This window comes from Leclercia sp. 1548 (assembly GCF_050435045.1).
GTDB lineage: Bacteria > Pseudomonadota > Gammaproteobacteria > Enterobacterales > Enterobacteriaceae > Enterobacter > Enterobacter adecarboxylatus.
Genome location: NZ_JBNDJP010000006.1, coordinates 291419 through 316643, shown reverse-complemented (window position 1 = coordinate 316643; position 25225 = coordinate 291419). Strand labels below are relative to the sequence as shown.

The following is a 25225-nucleotide window of genomic DNA, read 5'->3' as shown; positions in this document are numbered from 1 at the left end:
TTTGCACTTTGTTATACTGTGCATAATTACAGGTGTGGTGACGATGATGCGCAAGATAATCCATGTCGATATGGACTGTTTTTTCGCTGCGGTAGAGATGCGCGATAACCCGGCGCTGCGGGATATCCCCATTGCGATTGGCGGCAGTCGTGTGCAGCGCGGGGTAATCAGCACGGCCAACTACCCGGCACGTAAGTTTGGCGTGCGCAGCGCCATGCCGACCGCAATGGCGTTAAAACTGTGCCCGCACCTGACCTTATTACCCGGACGTTTCGAGGCCTACAAAGAAGCGTCCCACCATATCCGCGAGATTTTTTCCCGCTACACCTCTCTGATTGAGCCTCTGTCGCTGGACGAAGCCTATCTGGATGTCACCGACAGCCTGCACTGTCACGGCTCTGCCACGCTGATGGCCCAGGAGATCCGCCAGACGATTTTCGATGAACTACAACTCACCGCCTCGGCGGGCATTGCGCCGGTAAAATTTCTCGCCAAAATCGCCTCGGATCTCAATAAGCCCAACGGCCAGTACGTCATCACCCCGGATGAGGTGCCAGCGTTTATCAAAACGCTGCCGCTCGGCAAGATCCCCGGCGTGGGGAAAGTCTCTGCGGCAAAGCTGGAGAACATGGGGCTGCGAACCTGCGGAGATGTACAGAACAGCGATCTGAGCATGTTGCTTAAGCGCTTCGGTAAGTTTGGCCGGGTACTGTGGGAGCGGAGCCAGGGCATTGATGAGCGCAACGTTAACAGCGAGCGGCTGCGTAAATCCGTGGGCGTTGAACGGACGCTGGCCGAGGATATTCATGACTGGGCAGACTGCGAAGCCATTATCGTCGGGCAGCTTTACCCGGAGTTGGAGCGTCGACTGGCAAAGGTCAAACCGGATCTGCTGATTGCCCGCCAGGGGGTAAAGCTCAAGTTTAACGACTTCCAGCAAACCACCCAGGAACACGTCTGGCCGCGGCTGAACAAAGAGGATTTGATTGCGACCGCCAAGAAAACCTGGGAAGAGCGTCGGGCAGGGCGGGGAGTGCGGCTGGTGGGGTTACATGTCACTCTGCTGGATCCGCAGCTTGAGCGGCAACTGGTGCTGGGGCTGTAAAAAAGCCCGGTGGCGCTCACGCTTACCGGGCCTGATACAATGTGTGACCCGCAGGCCCGGCAAACGCAGTGCCGCCGGGCAACTGTCGGCGGATTACTTGGCCGGGATTGCTTTCAGCAGTTCCGTCAGCAGGGTCCAGTAATGGCCCACGCTTTCGATATGCACCTGCTCATCCGGGCTGTGCGGACCGGTAATGGTTGGCCCGATGGAAACCATATCCATATCCGGGTACGGTTTCTTGAACAGACCGCACTCCAGACCGGCGTGGATCACCTGAATGTTCGGCGTGCTGTTGAACAGACGCTGATAAGTTTCACGCACCAGCGCCATCACCGGTGAGCTTGCGTCTGGCTGCCAGCCCGGGTAGCTGCCCTTGGCGGTGGTTTGCGCACCAGAAAGTTTGCCCAGCGATTCCAGCATGCTCACCACGTAATCTTTACCGCTGTCGATCAGGGAGCGGATCAGGCAGATGATCTCTGCGCTGTCGTCAGCCATGGTCACCACGCCGACGTTCAGGGAGGTTTCAACCACGCCTTTCGCCACATCAGAGTTGCGGATCACGCCGTTCGGGGTCGCGTTCAGCAGTTGAACAAAGCGGTCACGCGACTCTTCAGTCAGTGCAGCTTTATCCGTCGTGACGGCTTCCAGCACCACGGTCAGGTTCTTCTCTTTCGCTTCCAGTTCGTTTTTCAGGATATCGAGATAAACGGTAGCGAGCTTTTTCAGCGCATCGGCTTTGTCTGCGGCAACGGCCACGGTGGCGAAAGCTTCGCGTGGGATTGCGTTACGCAGCGTACCGCCGTTGAAATCCACCAGACGCAGATCCAGCTCGGCAGCGTGGCCAGCCAGGAAACGGGCCAGCAGCTTGTTGGCATTGCCTAAACCTAAGTGAATATCACCGCCGGAGTGGCCGCCCTTCAGCCCTTTCAGCGTCAGCTTGAAGGTCTGGAAGCCTGCCGGGATCGCTTCGCGGGTCAGCGGCAGCGTGGAGATAAAGTCGATACCGCCCGCGCAACCCATGTAGATTTCGCCTTCCTCTTCGGAGTCGGTATTGATCAGGATATCCGCCTGCAGCCAGTTCGGTTGCAGACCAAAGGCGCCATCCATACCGGCTTCTTCGGTCATGGTCAGCAGTACTTCTAGTGGACCATGCTCAACGCCATCGTCTGCCAGCACCGCCAGCGCAGAGGCCATACCGATACCGTTATCCGCACCCAGAGTGGTGCCGCGGGCTTTAATCCACTCGCCGTCGATGTACGGCTGAATCGGATCTTTGGTGAAATCGTGTACGGTGTCGTTGTTCTTCTGTGGAACCATGTCCAGGTGCGCCTGCAGCACAACCGGTTTACGGTTTTCCATCCCGGCGGTGGCCGGTTTACGGATCAGAATGTTGCCAACCTGGTCGCGTTCGGCGTGCAGCCCTTTTTCCTTCGCCCAGCCCATGATGTGTTCGGCAAGCTGTTCTTCGTGATAAGACGGGTGAGGAATTGAGCAGATTTTGGCAAAAATATCCCACAGCGGTTGTGGCGATAATTGAGACAGTTCAGACACAGTAAGTCTCCTTGTCGAGAGCCTGCAGACAATGTTGCAGGTCACGGGGTTAGCAGGTTTAGAGTTACCACAAGTCAGACTTGCGAGGTGGGTTCGAGAATACCACTTTCTCTGTCGGCTGGTAGGGGTAAGCAAGTAAAAACTCCGGGCGGAACCGCTTAGCACTGGTTTTTAGTGCTTCAGATCTCTATAATCTCGCGCAACCATTTTCCCCCTCGAACACTTTTTAAGCCGTATATAAACAGGCTGGGACAATTCACATGAGCGAAAAATACATCGTCACCTGGGACATGTTGCAGATTCATGCACGTAAACTGGCTGCACGCCTGATGCCATCCGAACAGTGGAAAGGCATTATCGCTGTTAGCCGCGGTGGCCTGGTACCGGGGGCATTGCTGGCACGTGAGCTGGGTATTCGCCATGTCGATACCGTATGCATCTCCAGCTACGACCATGACAACCAGCGTGAGCTGAAAGTGCTGAAACGCGCCGAAGGCGATGGTGAAGGTTTCATCGTGATTGACGATCTGGTTGATACCGGCGGTACGGCAGTGGCCATCCGCGAAATGTATCCTAAAGCGCATTTCGTCACCATCTTCGCTAAGCCAGCAGGTAAACCACTGGTTGACGATTATGTAATTGATATCCCGCAGGATACCTGGATCGAACAGCCATGGGATATGGGCGTCGTTTTCGTCCCACCGATTTCAGGCCGCTAATCCCTACATTTTTAACGCCCGGTGATGCCGGGCGTTATTTTTTTCGCCGTTGTCGCGTTACAATGATGCCCTCTGACGTATCTTAAGAGGCAGCGCGCAATGTCCCAGGCGAATCTCAGCGAAATTCTCTTCAAGCCCAAATTCAAACACCCGGAAACCTCGACGCTGGTTCGTCGCTTTAACAGTGGCGTACAACCGGCCGTGCAATCGGCGCTGGATGGCAAAAACGTCCCGCACTGGTATCGCATGGTCAACCGTCTGATGTGGATCTGGCGCGGCATCGATCCCCGTGAAATTCTGGATGTGCAGGCGCGAATCGTAATGAGCCAGGCCGAACGGACAGACGACGATCTGTACGACACGGTGGTGGGTTATCGCGGCGGCAACTGGATCTACGAGTGGGCAAAACAGGCGATGATCTGGCAGCAAAAGGCGAGCCAGGAAGACGATCCCCTGTTAAGCGGCAAGCACTGGCTGCATGCCTGTAACCTCTACAGCATCGCGGCTTACCCACACCTGAAAGGCGATGAACTGGCGGAGCAGGCGCAGGCGCTGGCGAACCGTGCTTACCAGGAAGCGGCCCAGCATCTGCCGGGTCAGATGCGCGAACTCACCTTTACCATTCCCGGCGGTCCGGCGGTGACCGGATTCCTGCATACGCCTCCGGGCGACGGCCCCTTCCCGACGGTGATGATGTGTGGCGGCCTCGACTCGCTGCAAACCGATTACTACAGCCTGTATGAACGCTACCTGGCACCGAAGGGGCTGGCGATGCTGACGCTCGACATGCCGTCGATTGGCTTCTCGTCAAAATGGAAACTGACTCAGGATTCCAGCTTGCTCCACCAGCATGCCCTGAAATCGCTGGAGCAAAATCCGTGGGTGGATCACACCCGGGTGGCGGCGTTTGGCTTCCGCTTTGGCGCTAACGTCGCCGTGCGTCTGGCCTATCTGGAATCCTCACGCCTGAAAGCGGTGGCCTGCCTCGGGCCGGTAGTGCATGCGCTGTTAAGCGAACCCGCACGACAGGGGCGCGTGCCGGAAATGTATCTTGATGTACTGGCCAGCAGCCTGGGCATGCATGACGCCTCCGACGAGGCGCTGCGCGTGGAACTCAATCGTTACTCCCTGAAAACGCAGGGATTACTGGGTCGTCGCTGCCCGACGCCGATGCTTTCGGGCTTCTGGAAAAACGATCCCTTCAGCCCGGAAGAGGAGTCACGCTTAATCACCTCGTCATCTGTCGAGGGTAAGCTGCTGGAGGTGCCGTTTAGTCCGGTGTATGAAAATTTTGACAAGGCATTACAACAGATTGCGCGTTGGATCCATCAGAGACTGTGTTAAGAGATTGCTAATTTCTTGAGGTTTGGTACAACAGTGGCTTCATAAAAGGAGATCGCAATGACGTTACCGAGTGGACATCCGAAAAGTAGAATGATCAAGAAGTTTATGGCTCTTGGCCCCTACATCCGCGAAGAGCAGTGCGAAGAGAATCGCTTTTTTTTCGACTGCCTGGCCGTGTGCGTTAACGTAAAGCCAGCGCCGGAAAAGCGCGAATTCTGGGGATGGTGGATGGAAATGGAAGCCGAAGCGTCACGCTTCACCTATAACTACCAGTTTGGCCTGTTCGATAAAGAGGGCCACTGGCAGGCGATGGCGATTAAGGATCCTGAAGTGGTCCAGCGCCTTGAGCATACCCTGCGTGAATTCCACGAGAAAGCCCGTACATTGCTGGCGACGTTCGATCTGAAACTCGAACCTGCTGACGACTTTACCAACGAACCGGTTAAGCTGACCGCTTAACGCCTGGCGTAAAAACAGACAATAAAAAAACCCGGCCATACCGCGCCGGGTTTTTTATTTCGCGAAATCAGAACTGGTAGGTCATGCCCAGGGCAACGATATCATCGCTGCTCACGCCCAGTTTATTATCGTCATCAATCTGGTTGATTTTATAATCAACAAAGGCCGACATATTTTTGTTGAAATAATAGGTCGCGCCGACGTCGATATATTTCACGATATCTTCATCACCGATGCCTTCAATATCCTTGCCTTTAGACTGGACATAACCCAGAGATGGGCGCAGACCAAAGTCAAACTGATATTGTGCAACTGCTTCGAAGTTCTGTGCTTTATTGGCGAAGCCACCGGAGATTGGCGTCATATTACGCGTCTCGGTATACATGGTTGCCAGGTAGAGGTTGTTCGCGTCATATTTCAGACCGGTGCCCCAGGCTTCGGCTTTTTCACCTTCACCACGTGCCAGCAGGTTCTGGGCATTGGTGCGGTCAGAGTTGGTGTAGGCGCCGCTGATGGCAAAATCGCTGCCGCCGAAATCATAGCTCAGAGCCGTACCGAAGCCGTCGCCGTTCTGTTTCTTCGCTTCGCGCCCTTCGTTTTTACCCTGATATTGTAGGGTCAGGTCCAGGCCATTAATGGCGCCGAAGAAGTCGGTATTACGGTAGGTCGCCAGACCGCTGGCGCGTTTGGTCATGAAGTTGTCGGTCTGTCCAGAGGAGTCACCGCCGAATTCCGGGAACATATCAGTCCAGGCTTCGACGTCATACAGGGCGCCGAGGTTACGACCATAGTCGAATGAACCGAAGTCTTTCAGCTTGATACCGGCGAAGGCCAGACGGGTTTTCTGTGTCGCGTCGCTTTCAGCTTTATTGCCGGAAAATTCAGCTTCCCAACGGCCATAACCGGTCAGCTGTTCGTTAATTTGGGTTTCGCCTTTAAAGCCGAAACGCACATAAGTCTGGTCACCATCTTTGGCATCATCATCGCTGAGATAATGCATTGCTTTCACTTTACCGTACACGTCCAGTTTATTGCCGTTTTTATTAAATACTTCGGCTGCCTGTACAGATGAAGATGCCACAATGCCCATTACCACTAATGCCAGAGTACTCTTTTTCATTTTCAATCCTGGTTTCTTATAAACGCGCTAATATTCGCTGAACAGTAAGCTCAAGCTTTTGTTCCGTGAAAAAACAGGAAGGGTTTTAACGTTATGAAGTGAACGTTTTATGACAAATACAGAATAAGTTTAAAATACTGAGTTTTTTTATTTCAGTAATAAAAGTGTCAACCTTTGCCGCTACGCTTCCTGATCCCGCGCAACAAAGTGGTAGCCTGAGCGTTAAGGCGGTTGGCAACCGGCCCCAGTCCTGATAAAAAGTCTGATTGATTTCATTTCCCTTATTGTTGAACGGCAGAGAATCATGAGTGACAGCCAGACGCTGGTGGTAAAACTCGGCACCAGTGTGTTAACAGGCGGATCGCGCCGCCTTAATCGCGCCCACATTGTCGAACTGGTACGCCAGTGCGCACAGCTTCATGCCGCAGGGCACCGTATTGTGATTGTCACCTCCGGGGCGATTGCCGCCGGACGTGAGCATCTGGGTTATCCCGAACTCCCCGCGACCATTGCCTCCAAGCAGCTGCTGGCAGCCGTCGGACAAAGCCGCCTGATTCAACTCTGGGAACAGCTGTTCTCTATCTACGGCATCCACGTCGGTCAGATGCTGCTGACCCGCGCCGATATGGAAGATCGCGAGCGTTTCCTCAACGCCCGCGATACCCTGCGCGCGCTGCTGGATAACAACATCGTTCCGGTCATTAACGAAAACGATGCGGTCGCCACCGCAGAAATTAAGGTTGGCGACAACGATAACCTGTCGGCGCTGGCCGCGATTCTGGCAGGGGCCGATAAGCTGCTGCTGCTCACCGATCAACAGGGGCTGTTTACCGCAGACCCACGCACCAATCCGCAAGCCGAACTGATCACCGATGTAAAAGGCATCGACGATGCGCTGCGCGCCATTGCAGGCGACAGCGTCTCTGGCCTCGGCACCGGCGGGATGGGCACAAAGCTCCAGGCCGCTGACGTCGCGTGCCGCGCGGGTATCGACACCATCATCGCCGCCGGCAGCCGTCCGGGTGTGATTGGCGATGTCATGGAAGGTATTTCCGTTGGAACACGTTTCCACGCCGAAGCCACCCCGCTGGAAAACCGCAAACGCTGGATTTTCGGCGCACCGCCTGCCGGGGAGATCACCGTTGATGAAGGTGCCACGGCCGCTATTCTGGAAAGAGGCAGCTCATTGCTTCCAAAAGGAATTAAAAACGTGACAGGCAACTTCTCCCGTGGTGAAGTGATCCGTATCTGTAATCTGGAAGGGCGCGACATCGCCCACGGCGTCTGCCGCTACAACAGCGACGCGCTGCGCCGTATTGCAGGCCATCATTCACAGCAGATCGATGCCATTCTCGGCTATGAGTATGGCCCGGTTGCTGTCCATCGCGACGATATGATCACCCGTTAAGGAGCTGGACATGCTGGAACAAATGGGCGCCGCTGCCAAAGCCGCCTCTTACAAACTGGCGCTCCTTTCCAGCCGCGAGAAAAATCGCGTGCTGGAAAAAATCGCAGAGTATCTGGAAGCCCAGTCTCACGAGATTTTGCTCGCCAACGAGCAGGATCTGCTGGAAGCCCGCCGCAACGGCCTGAGCGAGGCGATGCTCGATCGTCTGGCGTTAAACCCCGCGCGCCTGAAAAGCATTGCCGATGACGTGCGTCAGGTATGCAGCCTGGCCGATCCGGTCGGGCAGGTGATCGACGGCGGACTGCTGGACAGCGGCCTGCGCATCGAACGCCGCCGCGTGCCGCTTGGCGTCATTGGTGTCATCTACGAAGCGCGCCCGAACGTGACTGTTGATGTCGCCTCGCTGTGCCTGAAAACCGGCAACGCGGCTATCCTGCGCGGCGGGAAAGAGACCTGGCGCACCAACGCCGCAACGGTAAAAGTGATCCAGCAGGCGCTGGAAGAGTGCGGTCTGCCAGCCGGTGCGGTTCAGGCGATTGAAAGCCCGGATCGTGCGCTGGTCAACGAAATGCTGCGCATGGACAAATACATCGACATGCTGATCCCGCGCGGCGGGGCAGGGCTGCACAAACTGTGCCGCGAGCAATCGACGATCCCGGTTATCACCGGCGGTATCGGCGTGTGCCATATTTTTGTCGATGACACCGCCGAGATCGAACCGGCCCTGAAGATCATCGTCAATGCCAAAACCCAGCGCCCAAGCACCTGTAACACGGTGGAAACGCTGCTGGTGCATCAGCGTATCGCCGATCGTTTCCTCCCTGCCTTGAGCCAGCAGATGGCGCAGAGCGGTGTGACTCTGCACGCGGATTCTAATGCGCTGACGCAGCTGAAAGACGGCCCGGCGAAGGTTGAGGCGGTGAAAGCAGAACAGTACGACGACGAGTTCCTGTCGCTGGATCTGAACGTGAAGGTGGTTGCCGATCTGGATGACGCCATCGCCCATATTCGTGCCCACGGCACCCAGCATTCGGATGCGATCCTCACCCGCACCCTGAGCAATGCCAACCGCTTTGTGAACGAAGTGGACTCGTCAGCCGTGTACGTGAACGCCTCCACTCGCTTTACCGATGGTGGCCAGTTTGGCCTTGGTGCCGAAGTGGCGGTCAGCACCCAGAAGCTGCACGCGCGCGGCCCGATGGGGCTGGAAGCGCTGACCACCTACAAGTGGATCGGCTTCGGTGACGATACCATTCGGGCATAATCCCTACGCGGGCAGCGGCTGCTGCCCGTGCTATCCCTGACTATTCTGTTCATTGCGTCCCTGTGCCGCCGAATCCAGCGCGGATATTTGCTCCTGTAACGCCGTCAGGCTGAGCGGCCTGCTGATAAAATAGCCCTGCGTTTCATCGCACTTCATCATCATCAGCTTCTGGAGCTGCCCTTCGGTCTCCACCCCTTCTGCCGTAATACTCAGCGAAAAGGCTTTGCCCAGGCCGATAATATTTTCAACGATGGTGTTGGCGCTGTCGCTCTCCGGCATGCCGTCGATAAAGGATTTATCCAGCTTAATGCCATCGAACGGGAAATTGCGCAGATAGCTCAGGGAGGAGTAGCCGGTTCCAAAATCGTCCATCAACAGCTTCACGCCAAGTTTCTTCAGCGCCAGCATGATTTCGAGACTGTTTTCCGGGTTCCACAGGGTGGCGTTTTCGGTAATTTCGATCTCCAGTCGGGCCGGATCTAATTGCGAGAGCTGTAGCGCCTCCTTGATGCGATCCACCACCTGCCAGGACTGGAACTCGACCGCAGAGATATTCACCGAAACCGAGAGGCCGTGCAGCGTCTCCTGCGCGTCCCGGCAGGCGGTTTTCAGCACCCAGTCGCTGAGCGGAATAATCAGCCCGGTCTCTTCGGCCAGAGAAATAAACTGATCCGGCATGATCAGGCCAAGCTCAGGGTGATCCCAACGAATTAACGCCTCTACGGCGATGATCCGCGATAAGTCATGACCGTAACGCGGCTGGTAGACCAGACGGAACTGCTCTTTTTTAATCCCGTCGCGCAGGCTCTTTTCCATCTCCCGGCGCTGCACCATCTGCTCGGCCATTTCAGGCATATAGAACACCCATTTATTGCGCCCGGTGCTTTTGGCTTTGTACAGCGCGATGTCCGAGAAGCGCAGGAGTTCGCCCGCGTCGACGGCATCATGCGGTGCCATGGCGATCCCGATGCTGGCGCCGATCACGATCTCATTTCCGTTGATCAGGAAGGGGCGCGTCAGCTCGGCAATGATGCGCTCGCACAGGGTATCGATGTACCGCCGGTCATGGATGTCGGAGATCACCAGAATAAACTCGTCTCCGCCCTGGCGCGCCACCAGATCGTAATCGCGGATACAGTGCCGTAGCCTGGCTGAGACCTCATGCAGTACGGCGTCACCGGCACCATGACCAAAGAGATCGTTAACCGGCTTAAACTTATCGAGATCGAGGCTAAGCATTGCCAGCGGGTGCTGCTGCGTGGGTTGCGCCTGCAACTTGCCCTCCAGAAACTCGCGCATGCGCACCCGGTTGGGCAGCCCGGTCAGTTCGTCGTGGCGGGAGAGATACTCCACGCGTGCCTGGGCCTCCACCTCCAGAGTGACATCCGTGGCGGTGCCCCGGTAGCCGGTTATCCCCTCCGGTGTGATGACAGGTTTGATCGCAATATGGCAGTAGCGTTGATGTCCCATCGCGGAAAGATAGCGGCAGTGCAGCAGGCGGCGATGCCCTGTCTGCCCGGGCAGGGTAATCCAGTCTGCCAGCGACTGGTTTTCTGCGGACATTAGCTCGCTGAGCGGGCGGCCGATCCAGTACGATATGCTGTACCCGGTAATGCCGGGAAAACGCTCGGAAAGCCAGGTAAAACGCAGCTCCGGGTCGGTCTCCCAGATCCAGTCGGTGGTCGCCTCGGCGACGTCACGAAAACGGCGCTCGCTGGCCGTCAGGGCAAGACGGTTCTGGGCCAGCAGATAGGTATTTTCATCATACATGCGCGCCTTTTTGAGCGCGTTGCGCCCCAGCATCACGCCGGGAATAGCGGTACAAAGCGCCAGCAGGATCAGCAGCGGCAGGATATAGCGCAGCAGCTCCCGCCCCGGATTTTCGCTTTTCCATTCAAAGGTCACTTGCTGGCCGTCAACGGGGAGGGTAGCCACCCCGCGTCGCCCTGCCAGCCTCGGTGAGTTTTTATGCTGCACGCGAGTCTGGGCGATACCGTACTCTTCACCCAGCGCAGTGAGCTTAGGGCTATCCAGCACGTCGACAAAGACCAGCACAGAGGCGGGGCCGGGAGCAACAGGGATGCTTGAGTCGTCACCGGTTGTGATGCGTGCCGCTGCCACCAGCGCCGGATAGCCGCCCTTCATCACCACCGTACTGGATACAGGAATCGCGTCCGGCTTGTTTATTTTTTGAATCAGCTCGGGCAAAGGATCTTCACCCAGCCACGATTGCAGTGAGTCTGTCACCAGCTTGCCGTTAATCACGCTGTAACGGGTCTTCCCGCTGCCGTCGAGCACGAACAGTCCTTCGTACTCAAAATCGCGCCACAGCGTGGCTCCCATGTTCTGCCGGGTATAAGCCCAGTCGGTATCTATTTTGGGATGCAGGTGCTGATAGGCTTCGCCCCACCAGGCATAATCTTTGATGTGGGTTGTGAGGGTATCTACGCGGTTGTGGATCGCTTTTTCCAGCAGCATGGCGCTGTGCTTATCGCTGCTGTCATTGATGTTTCGCACGATGGTCAGCAGCGCGACAATCGCAACAATAAACAGCACTGCCAACAGAGAAAACATCAGCTGCAAAGCACGTTTAATCAAGGTCGCCGTTTGTTTAGGCTCAAGGTCCGTACCGGATATATCATCGCTGACAAAAAGTTTATGCATGATTACCCCATTTTCTCAGGTGTTATTATGTTCCGATCGTTTTTAATATCGGCCTGTTCTGGCGGGGCTTGATGTCAAAATGTAAAACTCAAGATAGCCGATTCTGCAGGCAAACGGGGAAGATAGCCTCTCTTGCGCAGGCAATTAGCCGCAAAATGTGAAGAAAAACAAAAACAACCTTTTTATTTGTGTTGTTTTTGCGCGTATTGATGGAAAAATCAACGACTAAAAGGTGAAGGGTTGACGAGTTGGGTTCTTTTTCTTACCCTTTTACACCGAAGTTCCTCCTCCGGAAAGCCGATATAGCTCAGTTGGTAGAGCAGCGCATTCGTAATGCGAAGGTCGTAGGTTCGACTCCTATTATCGGCACCATTCAAGCATTTCTTCACATTTTCCTGCATCAGCAAAAAATTCATTAGCCATTAATTTGCTCGAGCGCCTTTGATTCTATTAATTATCAAACGGTTAACATTCTCTTTCCTGCCGCAAAAGGTTGCGCTACTCTCACAAAAGCATTCGCTACCAAAATGGTTCGGGACTTGTATGCGTGTTTAATTGATGAAATAGCTCAGGCTACTCTCTGATAGATGATCGCTAATCAAAGGTAAAAAATGAAAACAACCACCCCAGCATATACCGTTGTGGACTTGTCTCGTTGGGCAAGGAAGGAGCATTTTGAGGTATTTCAGTCGTTTGCACAAAGTACGTTTAACCAGACGGTGCAATTAGACATTACGGCGCTGTTAAAGCATATCAAAGCGGTTGGCTGGAAATTTTACCCGACGATGATTTTCCTGATTGCTCACGTCGTAAACAGGCATACGGAATTCCGTATGGCGATGAAGAACAATGAGCTCGTGATATGGGATGAAGTCCATCCAAGCTATACCATCTTCCATAATGAAACGGAGACCTTTTCATCAATATGGAGTCCGTACGACGGCAATATTCAGCACTTCCAGAATGTTTATTCCGAAGACGTGGCACGCCATGGTAATAATCTTGCTTATTGGCCCAAGGGACAGTCGCCAGACAATATATTTTTCGTATCCGCTATTCCCTGGGTGAGTTTTACCAGTTTTGATATCAACGTCGCTCACATGCAGAACTTTTTTTCCCCTATGTTCACTTTTGGGAAATACTACGAGCAAGATGGAAAAGTATTATTGCCTTTCGCCCTGCAGGTGCATCATTCCGTGTGCGATGGTTTCCATGCGGCAAGATTAATCAATGAGTTACAAGCCATGTGCGATGATATCCAGCACTATTCAGAGGAACTCAGGGGTTGATACTCCATATTGAATGATAAGCCTTCCGGCCACTATCCTGCTGTAAAGGTAAATATCAGTATCAGCAGAGAGTAGCGGCCAAAAAATTACAGAGAATGACCAGCCGGTCAGCCCCGCTGGTCGCTTTACCGTTATTTCAGGTGCTCTTTCAGCTGGTAACCAGCCTGACCAATGGCAGCCCGCACGGCAGGAACGTCACTCAGCGCGTTCAGCAGGCCGTAATCATGAATTAATCCGTTGTAGCGCGTCACCGTCACGTCGACACCCGCGGCATCAAGTTTGCGACCAAAAGCTTCGCCTTCGTCACGCAGCACATCAAGCTCAGCGGTCTGAATCAGGGTAGGTGGCAGGCCCTGCAACTGCGCTGTTGTGGCGCGCAGCGGAGAGGCGAGGATGTTATTTCTATCGCTCTCATTTGGGGTGTAAGCATCCCAGAACCACTTCATCATATTGCGCGACAGGAAATAGCCGTTTTCATACTGATGATAAGAATCGGTATCAAAATTCGCGTCAGTGACAGGCCAGAGCATAACGTCATAGCGGATAGCAGGGGTTTTATGTTGTTTAGCCTGAAGGGCAACGGCCGCAACCATATTACCGCCCACGCTGTTACCAACCAGCGCCAGGCGTTTACCATCAACGCCAATTTCATTTCCGTTTTCGGCTACCCAGCGGGTTGCTGCATAGGCCTGATTAATCGCAACGGGGAAATGCGCTTCCGGGGAGGGCGTGTAATTAACGAAAACGGCTGCCGCGCCAGACGCGTTAACCAGATCGCGAACGAGACGCTCATGTGTCGGGAAATCGCCCAGGATCCAGCCACCGCCATGAAAGAACATAAATACCGGCAGGGTTCCCTGCGCGTTATGCGGCTTCACAATATTCAGTGTGAGATTTTGCCCATCAACAGTAATCGTTTTTACACTGACGTCGGCAGCAGGCAGAGTCGCGCCTTTTTGCGCATCGATCAATACCTGGCGTGCCGCCTGAGGAGACAATTGCTCAATGGGCTTCCCGCCACTCCCGTTCAGCACATTCAGGAACTGTTGAACATGACGTTCTGGGCCAGTTGAATCAGCAAAGCTATTGGCTGAAACGGCAGCCATTGCGACAGACAATAACGCAGACTTGATATTCATGGTGTCACCTTATTCGTAATGCTTATGATTATTTCGCGTGCTTTTTACATAAGCGAACCCTCAGGCTTATCACGACTGGATAAGCCCTGGGCATTATTTGTATTTAAAAATTCTGCCACGCCTGTTGCAGCAGTTTTACCCGTAGAGGAGTAGTGCAAGTGACCGACCAGGACAGTCGCCGGGCTTAAAGGAATAAACCGGACGTTACAGACCCAGCTCTGATAACCCTGGATGGTCATCTGGACGACGCCCCAGCGGCCAGTGGAATTTGCGATCGCTCTCTTTGATAGGCATATCATTGATACACGCGAAACGACGTTGCATCAGACCATCTTCGCCGAATTCCCAGTTCTCATTTCCGTAAGAACGGAACCAGTTGCCTGAATCATCGCGCCACTCGTAGGCGTAACGGACCGCAATGCGGTTGCCCCCGAATGCCCACAATTCTTTAATAAGACGGTACTCAAATTCTTTTTTCCATTTACGTTCAAGGAATCCTTTGGCTTCTTCGCGGTTATTCGCAAATTCTGCGCGGTTACGCCATTTGGTATCCAGAGAATAGGCCAGCGAGACTTTTGCAGCGTCACGGCTATTCCAGCCATCTTCAGCAAGCCGTACTTTTTCAATCGCTGATTCAAGCGTAAACGGAGGAAGCGGCGGACGAATTTGTGCATCAGACATGGTTGAGACTCCTGTAAATGTGGACAGTTCGGTTTCATTTGCTTTTCGAGACGTAGACATAAATTCTTCCTCTGTTATTTAACGCCCTGGGTAGCTATGAGAATTCTGTATTCTCAATCATGCCCGATATCACTTTTCAGAGGGTCCGTCTGGTCTATGAATTCATGGTAGAACGATCGTTCTACCTCGTCAAGACGGTGTTTGATAAAATCATTAAAAAAGCAATGCATCCCTTTAAAAAATGGCGTTAACGCGTTCATAAATAATAAGAAATTAATTTTTGGATATTTTTATTCGCTGGTGGTTTGCGATATCTTCCAGAGAAAAACTGTTTAATTTCAATGTGATATTCTGTCTTCGTTTCCTTGTTGGATTTTTTGATATGAGAATAGAGCCAAAGCCGGTCAAGCGAGCGGGCAGAATCAAATAGCGACGGGGAGGAAAGGGGAAGAGGTGAAGTGCGTTTTACATCGGTATATATCGATTAAAGATAACGTCATCTCAGAGGATGATTGTAATATTTTCTTTCCTGGTCTGAAATTAAATGAATGACACCCACGCGTGAACCTCCAGTATAACTGGATAATTCAGCGAGTATTATTTTCCCGGAATACAGGCCTCTTTTATGAGACCTGTTTCAGTAATAGCTGCGCAATATCTTTTGCATCATCGGCGGCGCTGTTATCACCCATAACTCGTGACATGGTGATAGCACCTTCAATTAATAACAGCAGCTGCCTTGCCAGTGATGAGGCGTGCTCAATATTCAGCTGTCCGGTAAGCTCAAGGGCGTAATCCAGGATTTTCTGCTTATGCAGTTTAGCAATCTGGCGAATGGGATCGGCACTGTCACCCACTTCCCCCGCGGTATTGATGAATGCGCACCCGCGGTAGCCCTCCGACTCAAACCAGCCTTTGAGTACGGTAAACATATTCAGGATGCGTTCCTGCGGCGTATCCGCTTTGTCGCACTCGCTCCTGAACCATTCCATCCAGCGCACATCACGTGCGTTCAGGGCCGCAGCCGCCACTTCGTCTTTGTTGGCGAAGTAGCGATAAATACTTTTCCGGGCCACACCTGACGTTCTTACAAGAAGATCCATGCCGGTGGCATGAATACCGTTCTGGTAAATGAGTTGTTCAGCTGTCGCGAGGATTTTTTCGCGTGTATCAGTCGTGTTTTTGTTCATAGGCAAATGGTAGAACGATCGTTCTCTTTGGTCAAGTCCAGGTCAACACTCTTTTAAACCAGAGGGGGTAAGAAGCTGGTACGCTCGCCGGGTGCGGCCAGCCTCAACGCGTTATCGCATGTCACTGAAAATGAGCGCTATGAACCCTTTCTGTTTCGGTAGGCCGCGACTTTCATACGATTACCGCACGTTGCCATGCTGCACCAGCGGCGGCGATGTGATTTGCTCAAATCCTGGAAAAGTAAAATACAGTTATGTGCTTCACACTCTCTCACGTATTCAAACTTTTCATCAGTGACCAGCTTCACCAGAGCATCCGCAATGGGCCAGAGCAAGCCTGCGGAGCTGAGCGTGTTTGAACAGACATCAACCCGATATCGCCGCGTATCTTCGTCCCATTGCAGTCCAGTCTCAGGACGCCCCGCTTGCAGTATCTGGTTAATCACCGTCAGGTTAGCTGCCTCGGATTTCATCGCGGCATGCACCAGGGTTCTGGCAGCATCGCGCAGCTGACGGGCTTCAGTTAGTAAGTCATCCGGTGCCTCAGTGCCTTTCGGCACAACACCCGCCGTTTCCAGCCAGTCGATGACGCTGAGATTGTCGGTAAAACAATCATGCCGCTCATCACCCGTCCCGTATTCACTGTTAATAAAATCCAGTGCGAGATTATCGGCGAGGAAGAGAGGCTGAGAAGGTTGTTTGAATTCCATACCTGTCCGTAACTCATAAAATCATTTTGACAGGTTACCAAATTTGCGTGTAACCTTCAAATACACACTTTAATGGTTACAAAGAGGTTTGCCATGACGTCTTCCACAACCGATAACGCCTCCGTCTCGCCAGTTACCGCGATCCATTACCGTTATCAACAAGCAGGCGACGTGAACGTTTTTTACCGCGAAGCGGGGGATCCGGCATCGCCTGTATTACTGCTGCTTCATGGCTTCGCGGGTTCATCATTTATGTTTCGTGACCTGATCCCCCAGCTGGCCGATCGTTATCATGTGATCGCCCCGGATTTGCCCGCCTTTGGTTTCACTGAGGCGCCCGCGCGAGGGGAGTATGCTTATACTTTTGCCCAGCTTGCTGAAACCATTGGCCGGTTTACCGAAGAGCTTCATCTCAACCGCTATGCGCTGTTGGTCCACGATTACGGCGCGCCTGTCGGATGGCGACTGGCGTTAGCGCATCCGCAGCGGGTAACAGCCCTTATTTCCCAGAACGGCAATGCCTACGAAGAGGGGCTGGGAGAGGCCTGGGCACCTATTCAGCAATACTGGCGTGATCCCACTGTGGAAAACCGCCATGCGCTGAGTGAATTTCCGACGCCAGCGGCTATCAAATGGCAATATCTGGAAGGCGTTTCCGATCAGAGTCTGATTTCACCTGACGGCTATTCGCTCGAAGGGATGCAGGTATTACGGCCTGGTAATGCGGAAATCCAGTTAGACCTGCTGCTGGATTACGCCTCGAACGTAGAGATGTACCCGCAGTTTCAAGGCTATTTTCGCCAGTATCAGCCACCGTTATTAGCCGTATGGGGAAAAAACGATCCCTTTTTCATGCCGGCGGGCGCAGAAGCCTGGAAACGTGATTTGCCTGACGCTGAAATACGCTTTTATGACACGGGCCACTTCGCCCTTGAAACGCATGCTAAAGAGATAGGTACCGCCGTACGTGACTTCCTCGACCGGCATGTCCGCCAGTTTGATTAGCGTCCATCCGGTCAGAGCAGCCATGTCAGCATGAAAAAAACTGATTGCCATGGCTGCGCGTTCCGCATTGAAAGCCAGACTGTTCCACAAGCGCATGTATCCTTGGGCGGTGCACAGGCTGGCGAAAGCAATTTTCTGAAGGAGAATAAAATGATGGCAGTGACAACGGGCGTACAACATATTGGCCTGGCCGTATCAAAACTTGAAGAAAGCGCGGCGTTCTTCACTAAAATATTGGGCTGGGAGGAAGTGAAACGCCGTGCAGATTATCCCGCCATCTTCGTCAGAGATAATGCCCTGACGATTACACTCTGGAAAACGCAAACCGACGACCCCGTGGAATTTAATCGTAAAACGAACGTTGGACTTCATCACTTAGCGTTACGGGTCGAAAATAAAGCGGATCTGTTCCAGCTTCTTGAGGTATTAAAGGCGAATCAGATCGAAATTGAATTCGAGCCAACCGTGATCAGAGAAGGGCCGTCAATGCACATGATGTGTTACGACCCCAGCGGTATAAGAATTGAATTCTACTACCCTGGGCAGGGCTGATTTACACAGTCTCAGTCAGGCACAACGGCGTTGGCGCACCGTGTTTTTTGCGCCGCCCGTAAATCCTCCAGCGTATCGATATCAAATATAACGCCAGCGTCATCCAGCGAAAGATCCAGCACATCCCCCTGACTGCGCGCACGCATCACTATTTCCCGCGCCCCCGTATCACCCGCCAGACCCTGCAACGCCTCGCGGTATTCCCGGCGAAACCCCACCGGGTGCCCCGCCTGTTGCTGGTGGTGAGGGACCACAATCCCGTAATTCATCAGTTCTTCAGCAACGCGCTGCAACGTCCGGGGCTGAATTAGAGGCAGGTCGGCGGGCAGGATTAACCATCCCGACGCCAGGTCTGTGGCCTGGACACCCAGTGAAATCGACGCGCCCATGCCCGGCGTTCCGCCTTCAGGCCTGACGAGATGCCACGGCAGGTTTGCGGCTTCAACCGCCTGAATCACGTGCGTCAGGACAGATTGCCCGGCCAACACCGCCTCAAGCTTATGCGTTTTGCCCCCCGAGGCGAGAAACCGCTCGCCGCGTCCGGCGGCGAGAATAATCACAACCGGCGAGGACATTAACATTCGTCCTGACGCAGGCGTGCGGCAGCCACGTCTGCCAAAACAGACAGCGCCAGGGTGCGTGCGTCCCGGGCTTTCGGGAAGATACCGATCGGCGCCTTAATGCGCGCAATCTCGTCATCCCGCCAGCCCAGCTCAATGAGCTTTTGTCTGCGCTGGCTATGGGTACGCTGGCTGCCCAGCGCGCCGATGTAAAACGGGGTCGCGTCACGTGCGGCCTGCAGGACGGGAAGCTCCCGGTGAAGATCGTGCCACAGCAGGATCACCGCCGTGTCAGCATCTATGAGGGAACCCGGGTCACCCGAGCAGGGGTCAAACGGACAAATGTCATACCCTGCCGCTGCCGCGAGTTCAGCCGTCGCCTGCGCTTCGATGGAGTGTCCATGGATCAGCAACCGCACGCAGGGCTGAAAACCTATCTCAATACCCTGATTATGCCAGCCGGTGAGCGTTGGCTCGGACAGGCAGGTGAGCGTCTGCGTCTGTGGGGTGTAACGCAACCCGGCGGGCTGGCGCTGCGCCAGGCGGTTCAATACCGCCAGCAGCGGCTGCGCCGAGCGCAGCTTATGAATCGCCAGCGTGATGCCCCCGCCGCAGGGCAGGACAATGTCAAACCAGGGCGAACCCTGGCCATAACGCACCTCGCGATCATGGCCGGACGCGATCACCTCCAGCGCCTCAAATGCCGCTGCCGCTTCGACGCAGCCCCCGGAGACGAAGCCACAGTACTGGCCATCCTCGCGAACCACCATCTGCGCCCCCAACGAGCGCGCCGCGCCGCCGCGTATCTCCGTCAGCATCACCAGCGCCGCCTCTTTGCCGGCCATCAGCGTCTCAACCGCGAAGCGCAGGATCTCCCGGCTGTCGTCAGTCAGAAACGCCTGTTCCGGCGTCTGGCGCAGATCGTCTGCCAGATTAAAAAGAGAGTGGGGCATGGTTCCTCCTTAAACGGCGTCCGGCAGGCCGCTGAGCAATTTATCCAGGGTGACAGGATAGTCCCGCACTCTTACCCCCGTCGCGTTATACACCGCATTGGCAATGGCAGCACCCACGCCGCACAGGCCAAGCTCGCCCACGCCTTTGGCTTTCATCGGGGAGGAGATGGGGTCAGTATCATCCAGGAAAATCACTTTCTGCTCGGGAATATCGGCATGGACCGGTACTTCATACGCGGCCATGTCGTGGTTGACGAAGTAGCCCAGCCGGGTATCCACCGCCAGCTCTTCCATCAGCGCCGCCCCCAGCCCCATGGTCATCGCGCCAATCACCTGGCTGCGCGCCGTTTTTGGGTTAAGGATACGCCCGGCCGCGCACACCGCGAGCATGCGACGCACCCGCACCTCGCCGGTCGCGCTATCCACGCCCACCTCGATAAAATGTCCGGCAAAGGTGGACTGCTGATACTGCTTATCCAGATCGCCGAATTCGATACCGTCTTCAGCGGTCAGGGTGCCGTTGGCCGCGGCCTCGGTAATGTCTGCGCTGCGGGTATCGCTGGTGATTTTCCCGTCGCTAAATTGCGCCTGGTGCGGGTCAAAACCGAGCCTCGTGGCAATGGTTTCACGCAACTTCACGCAGGCGGCATAAACTCCCGAGGTGGAGGTGTTCGCCCCCCATTGCCCCCCTGAACCGGCCGATACCGGGAAGGTTGAGTCACCCAGATTAACTGTCACCTTTTCCAGCGGTACGCCCAGCATTTCTGCCGCCGTCTGGGCAATGATGGTATAGCTCCCGGTCCCGATGTCGGTCATGTCCGTCTCTACCGTCACGTTTCCGGCGGCATCCAGATGCACACGGGCGGCAGATTTTTCCAGCAGGTTATTGCGAAAACCGGCCGCCATACCCATGCCCACCAGCCAGCGACCGTCGCGAACCTGGCCCGGCGTCGCGTTACGCGCTTTCCAGCCGAACGCGTCGGCACCGGTACGCAGGCACTCAATCAGCTGACGGCGTGAAAAAGGACGGCTGGGATCGGCCGGATCAACCTGGGTGTCATTGAGGATGCGAAATTCAACCGGATCGATACCCGCTTTTTCGGCCAGCTCATCAATGGCGATTTCCAGCGCCATCAAACCCGGTGCTTCGCCAGGGGCACGCATGGCATTGCCCTCCGGCAGGTCCAGTTTTGCCAGCCGCAGTCCGGTATGGCGATTCGCCCCCGCGTAGAGCAGTTCAGTCTGCTGAACTGCGGTCTCCGGGGTGCCGCCGGGAAGATTGCCCGACCAGCTATCATGCGCGATGGCCGTGATTTTCCCGGCGGTATCCGTCCCGATGCGGATATGCTGAATGGTGGCCGGGCGGTGAGTGGTGTTATTCGGAATAGTGGGCCGAGAAAGCATCACTTTCACCGGGCGCTTTATAGCGCGGGCGGCCAGCGCGGCCAGCAGGGCATCGCTTCGCAGGAACAACTTGCCGCCAAAGCCGCCGCCGATATACGGGGCGATAACGCGCACATTCTCCTCCGGGATCTTGAGGGTTTCCGCGAGGTCGGTACGGCACCAGGCAACCATCTGGTTGGAGGTCCAGAGGGTCACCTTATCGCCCTCCCAGGCCGCCATCGAGGCATGCGGCTCCATCGCCATATGGCTCTGGTCAGGCGTGGTGTAGATCGCATCCAGCTTCACCGCGGCGGCGGAAAAGGCGGCGTCAAAATCCCCGGTGTTTTTATCGGGTGTATCCTCAGGCGGCTGGCTGACGGCGGGTTTTTCATCTGCCAGCGAGTAAGATCCTTTTTCACGCCGCCAGGTCACCTGCACCAGCGCCGCCGCCGCCCGGGCCTGCTCAAACGTCTCTGCCACTACCAGCGCAACGGCCTGATGGTAGTGCTCAATCTTCGGGCCGCCCAGCAGGGTGGCCGCGTTTCGCTCGCCTTTGCCGAGTTCGCCTGCGCTACTGGCGGTGATCACCGTTAACACCCCCGGTGCGTTTTTCGCGGCCTGCGTGTCGATGGCGGCGATCTCGCCTTTGGCAATTGCCGACCCCACAACATAGCCATACGCCGCATTGGGCGCGATATCATGCCATTCGTAGGCGTAGTGCGCCGTGCCGGTGGTTTTTAAGGCACCGTCGATACGGTCGCGGGGCTGACCGACCACCTTCAAGCGATCGATCGGGTTTTCACCTGCCGGTTTATCGAATTTCATACCTTAGCCCTCGCTTCTGTCAGCACGGAGGCAAGCGTTCGCTTCGCCAGGGTTAATTTGAACGTGTTTTCAGGCGTCGGGTGAGCCTCCGCAAACAACGCATCGTAGACGGCCTGCGCGCCCTGGGGCAGCTGCGCATCGGCCTGGGCAATCCGCCAGGGTTTATGGGCCACGCCGCCCAGCGCGACACGCCCACTGCCATCTGGCTGGACAATCGCCGCGACCGAGACCAGCGCAAAGGCGTAGGAGGCGCGATCGCGGACTTTACGGTAGATGTGCTGCCCACCCACGGGCGGCGGCAGGGTGACGGCGGTAATCAGTTCACCTGGCGTCAGGACGGTTTCGATATGGGGCGTTTTCCCTGGGGCGCGATAAAAGTCGGCGAGGGGGATGTTCCGCGCTTTGCCGTCGGCAGAAACGGTTTCCACCACTGCATCCAGCAGACGCATCGCGACAGGCATATCGCCCGGATGCGTAGCAATACAGGCCTCGCTGCCGCCCACTACCGCATGCTGACGGCTAAACCCTTCAAGCGCCGCGCAGCCGCTGCCGGGAAGACGTTTATTGCAGGGCTGATTGGTATCGTAAAAATAGGGGCAGCGGGTACGCTGAAGAAGATTACCTGCCGTGGTGGCCTGGTTGCGTAACTGACCGGACGCTCCTGCCAGTAGCGCTCTGGACAGCACGGCATAGTCACGGCGCACACGCTCATCTGCGGCTAAATCGGTATTGCGCACCAGGGCGCCGATCCGCAGACCGCCCTCATCGGTGGCGGCAATCTGGTCGAGGCCCAGACCGTTCACGTCGATCAGATGGGTGGGCGTTTCAATTTCCAGCTTCATCAGATCGAGCAGATTCGTTCCCCCGGCAATAAATTTTGCGCCGTGTTTATCCCTGGCGCTGGCCGCGGCCTCGGCCGGGGTTTTTACCCGTTCATAAGTAAAGGCTTTCATGATTTAAGCTCCCCTGCGGCGTCTTCGATGGCGGCCAGAATGTTGGCGTACGCGCCGCAACGACAGATGTTGCCGCTCATGCGTTCGCGGATCTCATCCGCCGTCTTTTCCGGGGGGGAGACCAGATCGAGCGTAACGTGGCTGGGGATGCCCGCTTCAATCTCTTTCAGTACCGCGACGGAGGAGCAGATTTGCCCTGAGGTACAGTAGCCGCACTGAAAACCATCATGTTTGATAAATGCCGCCTGCATGGGATGCAGATTGTCAGGCGTACCCAGCCCTTCGATGGTAGTGATTTCGGCATCCTGATGCATGATTGCCAGCGTCAGGCAGGCGTTGAGCCTGCGGCCATTCACCAGCACGGTACAGGCGCCGCACTGCCCGTGATCGCAGCCTTTTTTCGTGCCGGTAAGCTGCAAGTTTTCCCGCAGTGCATCCAGCAGGGTGGTACGCGTATCCACCTCGAGTTGCTGACTTTTGCCGTTGACGCGCAGCGTCAGGGGCATCATCTCGGGCGGGGGGGTGACAGCAGGCTCGCCCTCAGCCAGTGCGCCACAAGGATAAACAGCAGCGGTTGCCGCCGCCGCTGCGCTGACTTTTATCAGATCCCGTCGGGACAGGCTGAAGTCGGGTGACTGACCGTCTTCAGGAAATTCGCCTTGGTTGCTCATACCAGGCCTCCGGTATTTAAAGGGGAAATAAAAAGGAAAAAGGGTGCGACTGTGTCGTCTGATTTTTAAACATTAAGCATAGACGGCGATGCGGGCGGGATTATTCTTAAATCGAGGATGCGGTTATGAGAGGGTTTAATAAGTGTGCGATGGGGAAGGAGGGCCAGCTGGTGAGGCCTGCCTGTTTTCAAACAGACAGGCAGAGTGTGGCTTAGCGATCCGTCGGCCAGTTATCCAGTACCCGCTGGCGCACCTCTTCTGGATACCCCTGCTCAAACGAGGCATGCAGATGTCGGGTGGTTTGCAGCGTATCAAACACCACTTTCGCCCCACGACCGACCACATACTCCTCCTCTTCATAGCACTGTGGCAGGCGGATCACGCGCTGATCGTCAAACACCACGCGGCGACCAACCGGGTGCACGCGGGTTGAGAGCACCCACACCACTTCGCGCAGGTTGGTTGGGTCAAAATCATCGTCCACCACGTAGACCTTCGGAATAAACACCATCGCGTCGGTCTTAAACAACACTTCGCCGATGCGTTGGGCCAGTGCTTTGCTGGTGACGCCCGGCAGCAACTCGCGCCAGTTTTGCGGCACCACCACCAGCAGCCAGTGGACGGTAGAATCTTCCGGGATCCAGGCGGTGACGATCGGCAGTTCCGCTTCACGCAGAGAGGTCAGGGCATCGGCGGCCAGCCCCATCGCCCACAGGGTGTGCGACTCGTCGGTCGGGCGGCCGGTAATCGACATCGGCCAGATCGGATCGTCACGATGGGTAATCGTCTCGACGTGGAAGGTCGGTTGGGCGGAGGAGCCTTCGCCCAGATAACCGCCATACTCGCCGTATGGCCCTTCCTGGCAATCACGGTTGATGGAGACATGCCCCTCGATCACGATTTCGGCGGTGGCAGGCACGTCCAGATCGATACTGATTGCTTTGACCACCGGCACCGGCTCGCCCGCCAGGGTACCGATGTAATCCGCCTCATCGGCGTGGGCCGGGATTGGGATGCCGGACACACAGGAGATCGCCGGCGCCGGGCCTTGCACCAGTGCATAAGGCATCGGCTGGCCGAGTTTTACCCACTCCGTCCAGATCTGGCCGATATGCTGGCTCGGGACAATCAGCCCCACCATTCGCTTGCCATCGACCTTCATCACGCGGGCGATAGACCAGTTCACCCATTTGCCGTCCGGCGTCTTCACGATCAGCGTGCCCCAGGTATTGGCGTAGCGACCGCCGTCCTTGTCGTGGGCAAAGGGGATTGGAAAGCGGTCGAGGTTCGCATCTTCACCGCGCAAAATGTTCTGGTGGCACAGGGCGTCAGAAGAGGCCACCCGCACCGGGGGAATGCCGGGCTTATGGCGCGCCGCCGACAGCGCTTCGACGATCTGCGGCCCGGTGCAGTCCGGGGCCAGGCCGAGTGACATCGCCACGCGGGCATAGGGCATATCCTGTCGGGATGAGAGGCTGGCAGGCGCGCCGAACAGACGGAAGCCGGGTGCCACGCCCGCCACCTTGTGGAACAGCGGGGCAGGGGACTGGATCTCATAGCTGCGGCGGGTAATGGCGCTTGGCTCAAAATCACCGTCCACTTCGCGCGTCACGTGCATGATGTCGCCCATGGCGTCGAGGGCATCGATATAACTGCGTAAATCACCGTAATAGGTCATCA

At 55.6% G+C, this 25225-nt stretch carries 22 protein-coding genes and 1 tRNA gene; 10 read left to right on the top strand and 13 right to left on the bottom strand.

Annotated features, from left to right (window positions below; translation table 11 throughout):
- Positions 1–46: 46 nt before the first annotated feature.
- A complete protein-coding gene (dinB, locus tag ABIE02_RS17575) occupies positions 47–1105 on the top strand; it encodes a DNA polymerase IV (RefSeq protein ID WP_032616741.1) in 1059 nt (352 codons plus the stop codon).
- A 93-nt stretch (positions 1106–1198) separates the two neighbouring features.
- On the opposite strand, the gene pepD is transcribed toward dinB, so the two are convergent.
- Entirely contained in the window at positions 1199–2656 is a 1458-nt protein-coding gene (pepD, locus tag ABIE02_RS17570; RefSeq protein ID WP_032616684.1) for a cytosol nonspecific dipeptidase, read from the bottom strand.
- A 260-nt stretch (positions 2657–2916) separates the two neighbouring features.
- Here pepD and gpt point away from each other — a divergent pair, with 260 nt between their 5' ends.
- The 3 genes from gpt (at position 2917) to crl (ending at position 5178) form a co-directional block, all read left to right on the top strand.
- On the top strand, positions 2917–3375 hold the full coding sequence (gpt, locus tag ABIE02_RS17565; RefSeq protein ID WP_032616685.1) for a xanthine phosphoribosyltransferase: 459 nt from the start codon (positions 2917–2919) through the stop codon (positions 3373–3375).
- A gap of 99 nt (positions 3376–3474) precedes the next feature.
- Positions 3475–4719 (top strand): esterase FrsA, encoded by a 1245-nt coding sequence (frsA, locus tag ABIE02_RS17560; RefSeq protein ID WP_059308674.1) that lies wholly within the window; start codon positions 3475–3477, stop codon positions 4717–4719.
- 57 nt (positions 4720–4776) lie between these two features.
- A complete protein-coding gene (gene crl, locus ABIE02_RS17555; protein ID WP_032616687.1) occupies positions 4777–5178 on the top strand; it encodes a sigma factor-binding protein Crl in 402 nt (133 codons plus the stop codon).
- A gap of 67 nt (positions 5179–5245) precedes the next feature.
- Here crl and phoE read toward each other — a convergent pair whose 3' ends face one another.
- Positions 5246–6298 (bottom strand): phosphoporin PhoE, encoded by a 1053-nt coding sequence (gene phoE / locus ABIE02_RS17550; protein WP_032616688.1) that lies wholly within the window; start codon positions 6296–6298, stop codon positions 5246–5248.
- Positions 6299–6602: 304 nt separating this feature from the next.
- On the opposite strand from phoE, the gene proB reads away from it, so the two are divergent.
- Both proB and proA read left to right on the top strand, forming a co-directional pair.
- Positions 6603–7706, top strand: a complete 1104-nt coding sequence (gene proB, locus ABIE02_RS17545) for a glutamate 5-kinase (protein WP_032616689.1) — start codon at positions 6603–6605, stop codon at positions 7704–7706.
- A gap of 10 nt (positions 7707–7716) precedes the next feature.
- Positions 7717–8970, top strand: coding sequence for a glutamate-5-semialdehyde dehydrogenase (proA, locus tag ABIE02_RS17540; RefSeq protein ID WP_059308673.1), 1254 nt, complete (start codon positions 7717–7719; stop codon positions 8968–8970).
- 30 nt (positions 8971–9000) lie between these two features.
- Here the strand turns inward: proA and ABIE02_RS17535 are convergent, their stop codons facing one another.
- Complete coding sequence (locus tag ABIE02_RS17535) at positions 9001–11634, bottom strand: bifunctional diguanylate cyclase/phosphodiesterase (protein ID WP_336994868.1); 2634 nt, start codon at positions 11632–11634, stop codon at positions 9001–9003.
- A gap of 296 nt (positions 11635–11930) precedes the next feature.
- Here ABIE02_RS17535 and ABIE02_RS17530 point away from each other — a divergent pair.
- Positions 11931–12006, top strand: a tRNA-Thr gene (locus ABIE02_RS17530).
- A 239-nt stretch (positions 12007–12245) separates the two neighbouring features.
- The gene (gene catA, locus ABIE02_RS17525; RefSeq protein ID WP_059308672.1) at positions 12246–12923 is read left to right on the top strand and encodes a type A chloramphenicol O-acetyltransferase; all 678 of its coding nucleotides are present in this window, start codon (positions 12246–12248) and stop codon (positions 12921–12923) included.
- Positions 12924–13054: 131 nt separating this feature from the next.
- Here the strand turns inward: catA and ABIE02_RS17520 are convergent, their stop codons facing one another.
- The 4 genes from ABIE02_RS17520 to ABIE02_RS17505 all read right to left on the bottom strand — a co-directional run bounded on the left by ABIE02_RS17520 (position 13055) and on the right by ABIE02_RS17505 (position 16643).
- Positions 13055–14029, bottom strand: coding sequence for an alpha/beta hydrolase (locus ABIE02_RS17520; protein WP_392518282.1), 975 nt, complete (start codon positions 14027–14029; stop codon positions 13055–13057).
- Between the two features lie 237 nt (positions 14030–14266).
- Positions 14267–14743, bottom strand: a complete 477-nt coding sequence (locus tag ABIE02_RS17515) for a DUF1348 family protein (protein WP_059308671.1) — start codon at positions 14741–14743, stop codon at positions 14267–14269.
- Positions 14744–15366: 623 nt separating this feature from the next.
- Complete coding sequence (locus ABIE02_RS17510) at positions 15367–15933, bottom strand: TetR/AcrR family transcriptional regulator (RefSeq protein WP_059308670.1); 567 nt, start codon at positions 15931–15933, stop codon at positions 15367–15369.
- A 137-nt stretch (positions 15934–16070) separates the two neighbouring features.
- A complete protein-coding gene (locus ABIE02_RS17505) occupies positions 16071–16643 on the bottom strand; it encodes a CGNR zinc finger domain-containing protein (protein WP_059308669.1) in 573 nt (190 codons plus the stop codon).
- Positions 16644–16736: 93 nt separating this feature from the next.
- Here ABIE02_RS17505 and ABIE02_RS17500 point away from each other — a divergent pair, with 93 nt between their 5' ends.
- Positions 16737–17648, top strand: a complete 912-nt coding sequence (locus ABIE02_RS17500; protein ID WP_336994867.1) for an alpha/beta fold hydrolase — start codon at positions 16737–16739, stop codon at positions 17646–17648.
- Positions 17649–17678: 30 nt separating this feature from the next.
- The gene (locus ABIE02_RS17495) at positions 17679–18200 is read left to right on the top strand and encodes a VOC family protein (RefSeq protein ID WP_336994866.1); all 522 of its coding nucleotides are present in this window, start codon (positions 17679–17681) and stop codon (positions 18198–18200) included.
- 11 nt (positions 18201–18211) lie between these two features.
- Here the strand turns inward: ABIE02_RS17495 and ABIE02_RS17490 are convergent, their stop codons facing one another.
- From ABIE02_RS17490 to ABIE02_RS17465, 6 genes are all read right to left on the bottom strand, one after another.
- Positions 18212–18781 carry a nucleotidyltransferase family protein gene (locus ABIE02_RS17490; protein ID WP_117385992.1) on the bottom strand — a complete coding sequence of 190 codons (570 nt, stop codon included), beginning with the start codon at positions 18779–18781 and terminating at the stop codon, positions 18212–18214.
- Positions 18775–19713: an XdhC family protein gene (locus ABIE02_RS17485; protein ID WP_191153114.1), complete on the bottom strand. Its 939-nt coding sequence runs from the start codon at positions 19711–19713 to the stop codon at positions 18775–18777. Before ABIE02_RS17485 ends, ABIE02_RS17490 begins: the two co-directional genes overlap by 7 nt.
- 9 nt (positions 19714–19722) lie before the next feature.
- A complete protein-coding gene (gene paoC, locus ABIE02_RS17480; RefSeq protein WP_285125205.1) occupies positions 19723–21921 on the bottom strand; it encodes an aldehyde oxidoreductase molybdenum-binding subunit PaoC in 2199 nt (732 codons plus the stop codon).
- Positions 21918–22874, bottom strand: coding sequence for an FAD binding domain-containing protein (locus ABIE02_RS17475; protein ID WP_059308666.1), 957 nt, complete (start codon positions 22872–22874; stop codon positions 21918–21920). Before ABIE02_RS17475 ends, paoC begins: the two co-directional genes overlap by 4 nt.
- Positions 22871–23545 (bottom strand): aldehyde dehydrogenase iron-sulfur subunit PaoA, encoded by a 675-nt coding sequence (gene paoA, locus ABIE02_RS17470; protein ID WP_032616724.1) that lies wholly within the window; start codon positions 23543–23545, stop codon positions 22871–22873. The genes ABIE02_RS17475 and paoA overlap by 4 nt, the downstream gene beginning before the upstream one ends.
- Positions 23546–23756: 211 nt before the next feature.
- Positions 23757–25223, bottom strand: coding sequence for a UbiD family decarboxylase (locus ABIE02_RS17465; protein WP_336994865.1), 1467 nt, complete (start codon positions 25221–25223; stop codon positions 23757–23759).
- Positions 25224–25225: the final 2 nt, after the last annotated feature.

What these genes read in the sequence shown, in the direction of transcription:
- ABIE02_RS17505 (WP_059308669.1), bottom strand. Translation starts at nt 16,643, where the DNA reads ATGGAATTCAAACAACCTTCTCAGCCTCTCTTCCTCGCCGATAATCTC.
- ABIE02_RS17495 (WP_336994866.1), top strand. Translation starts at nt 17,679, where the DNA reads ATGAAAAAAACTGATTGCCATGGCTGCGCGTTCCGCATTGAAAGCCAG.
- ABIE02_RS17475 (WP_059308666.1), bottom strand. Translation starts at nt 22,874, where the DNA reads ATGAAAGCCTTTACTTATGAACGGGTAAAAACCCCGGCCGAGGCCGCG.
- ABIE02_RS17485 (WP_191153114.1), bottom strand. Translation starts at nt 19,713, where the DNA reads ATGCCCCACTCTCTTTTTAATCTGGCAGACGATCTGCGCCAGACGCCG.
- ABIE02_RS17535 (WP_336994868.1), bottom strand. Translation starts at nt 11,634, where the DNA reads ATGCATAAACTTTTTGTCAGCGATGATATATCCGGTACGGACCTTGAG.
- ABIE02_RS17520 (WP_392518282.1), bottom strand. Translation starts at nt 14,029, where the DNA reads ATGGCTGCCGTTTCAGCCAATAGCTTTGCTGATTCAACTGGCCCAGAA.
- dinB (WP_032616741.1), top strand. Translation starts at nt 47, where the DNA reads ATGCGCAAGATAATCCATGTCGATATGGACTGTTTTTTCGCTGCGGTA.
- crl (WP_032616687.1), top strand. Translation starts at nt 4,777, where the DNA reads ATGACGTTACCGAGTGGACATCCGAAAAGTAGAATGATCAAGAAGTTT.
- frsA (WP_059308674.1), top strand. Translation starts at nt 3,475, where the DNA reads ATGTCCCAGGCGAATCTCAGCGAAATTCTCTTCAAGCCCAAATTCAAA.
- phoE (WP_032616688.1), bottom strand. Translation starts at nt 6,298, where the DNA reads ATGAAAAAGAGTACTCTGGCATTAGTGGTAATGGGCATTGTGGCATCT.
- ABIE02_RS17490 (WP_117385992.1), bottom strand. Translation starts at nt 18,781, where the DNA reads ATGTTAATGTCCTCGCCGGTTGTGATTATTCTCGCCGCCGGACGCGGC.
- ABIE02_RS17510 (WP_059308670.1), bottom strand. Translation starts at nt 15,933, where the DNA reads ATGAACAAAAACACGACTGATACACGCGAAAAAATCCTCGCGACAGCT.
- ABIE02_RS17500 (WP_336994867.1), top strand. Translation starts at nt 16,737, where the DNA reads ATGACGTCTTCCACAACCGATAACGCCTCCGTCTCGCCAGTTACCGCG.
- catA (WP_059308672.1), top strand. Translation starts at nt 12,246, where the DNA reads ATGAAAACAACCACCCCAGCATATACCGTTGTGGACTTGTCTCGTTGG.
- ABIE02_RS17465 (WP_336994865.1), bottom strand. Translation starts at nt 25,223, where the DNA reads ATGACCTATTACGGTGATTTACGCAGTTATATCGATGCCCTCGACGCC.
- paoC (WP_285125205.1), bottom strand. Translation starts at nt 21,921, where the DNA reads ATGAAATTCGATAAACCGGCAGGTGAAAACCCGATCGATCGCTTGAAG.
- proB (WP_032616689.1), top strand. Translation starts at nt 6,603, where the DNA reads ATGAGTGACAGCCAGACGCTGGTGGTAAAACTCGGCACCAGTGTGTTA.
- gpt (WP_032616685.1), top strand. Translation starts at nt 2,917, where the DNA reads ATGAGCGAAAAATACATCGTCACCTGGGACATGTTGCAGATTCATGCA.
- proA (WP_059308673.1), top strand. Translation starts at nt 7,717, where the DNA reads ATGCTGGAACAAATGGGCGCCGCTGCCAAAGCCGCCTCTTACAAACTG.
- ABIE02_RS17515 (WP_059308671.1), bottom strand. Translation starts at nt 14,743, where the DNA reads ATGTCTGATGCACAAATTCGTCCGCCGCTTCCTCCGTTTACGCTTGAA.
- paoA (WP_032616724.1), bottom strand. Translation starts at nt 23,545, where the DNA reads ATGAGCAACCAAGGCGAATTTCCTGAAGACGGTCAGTCACCCGACTTC.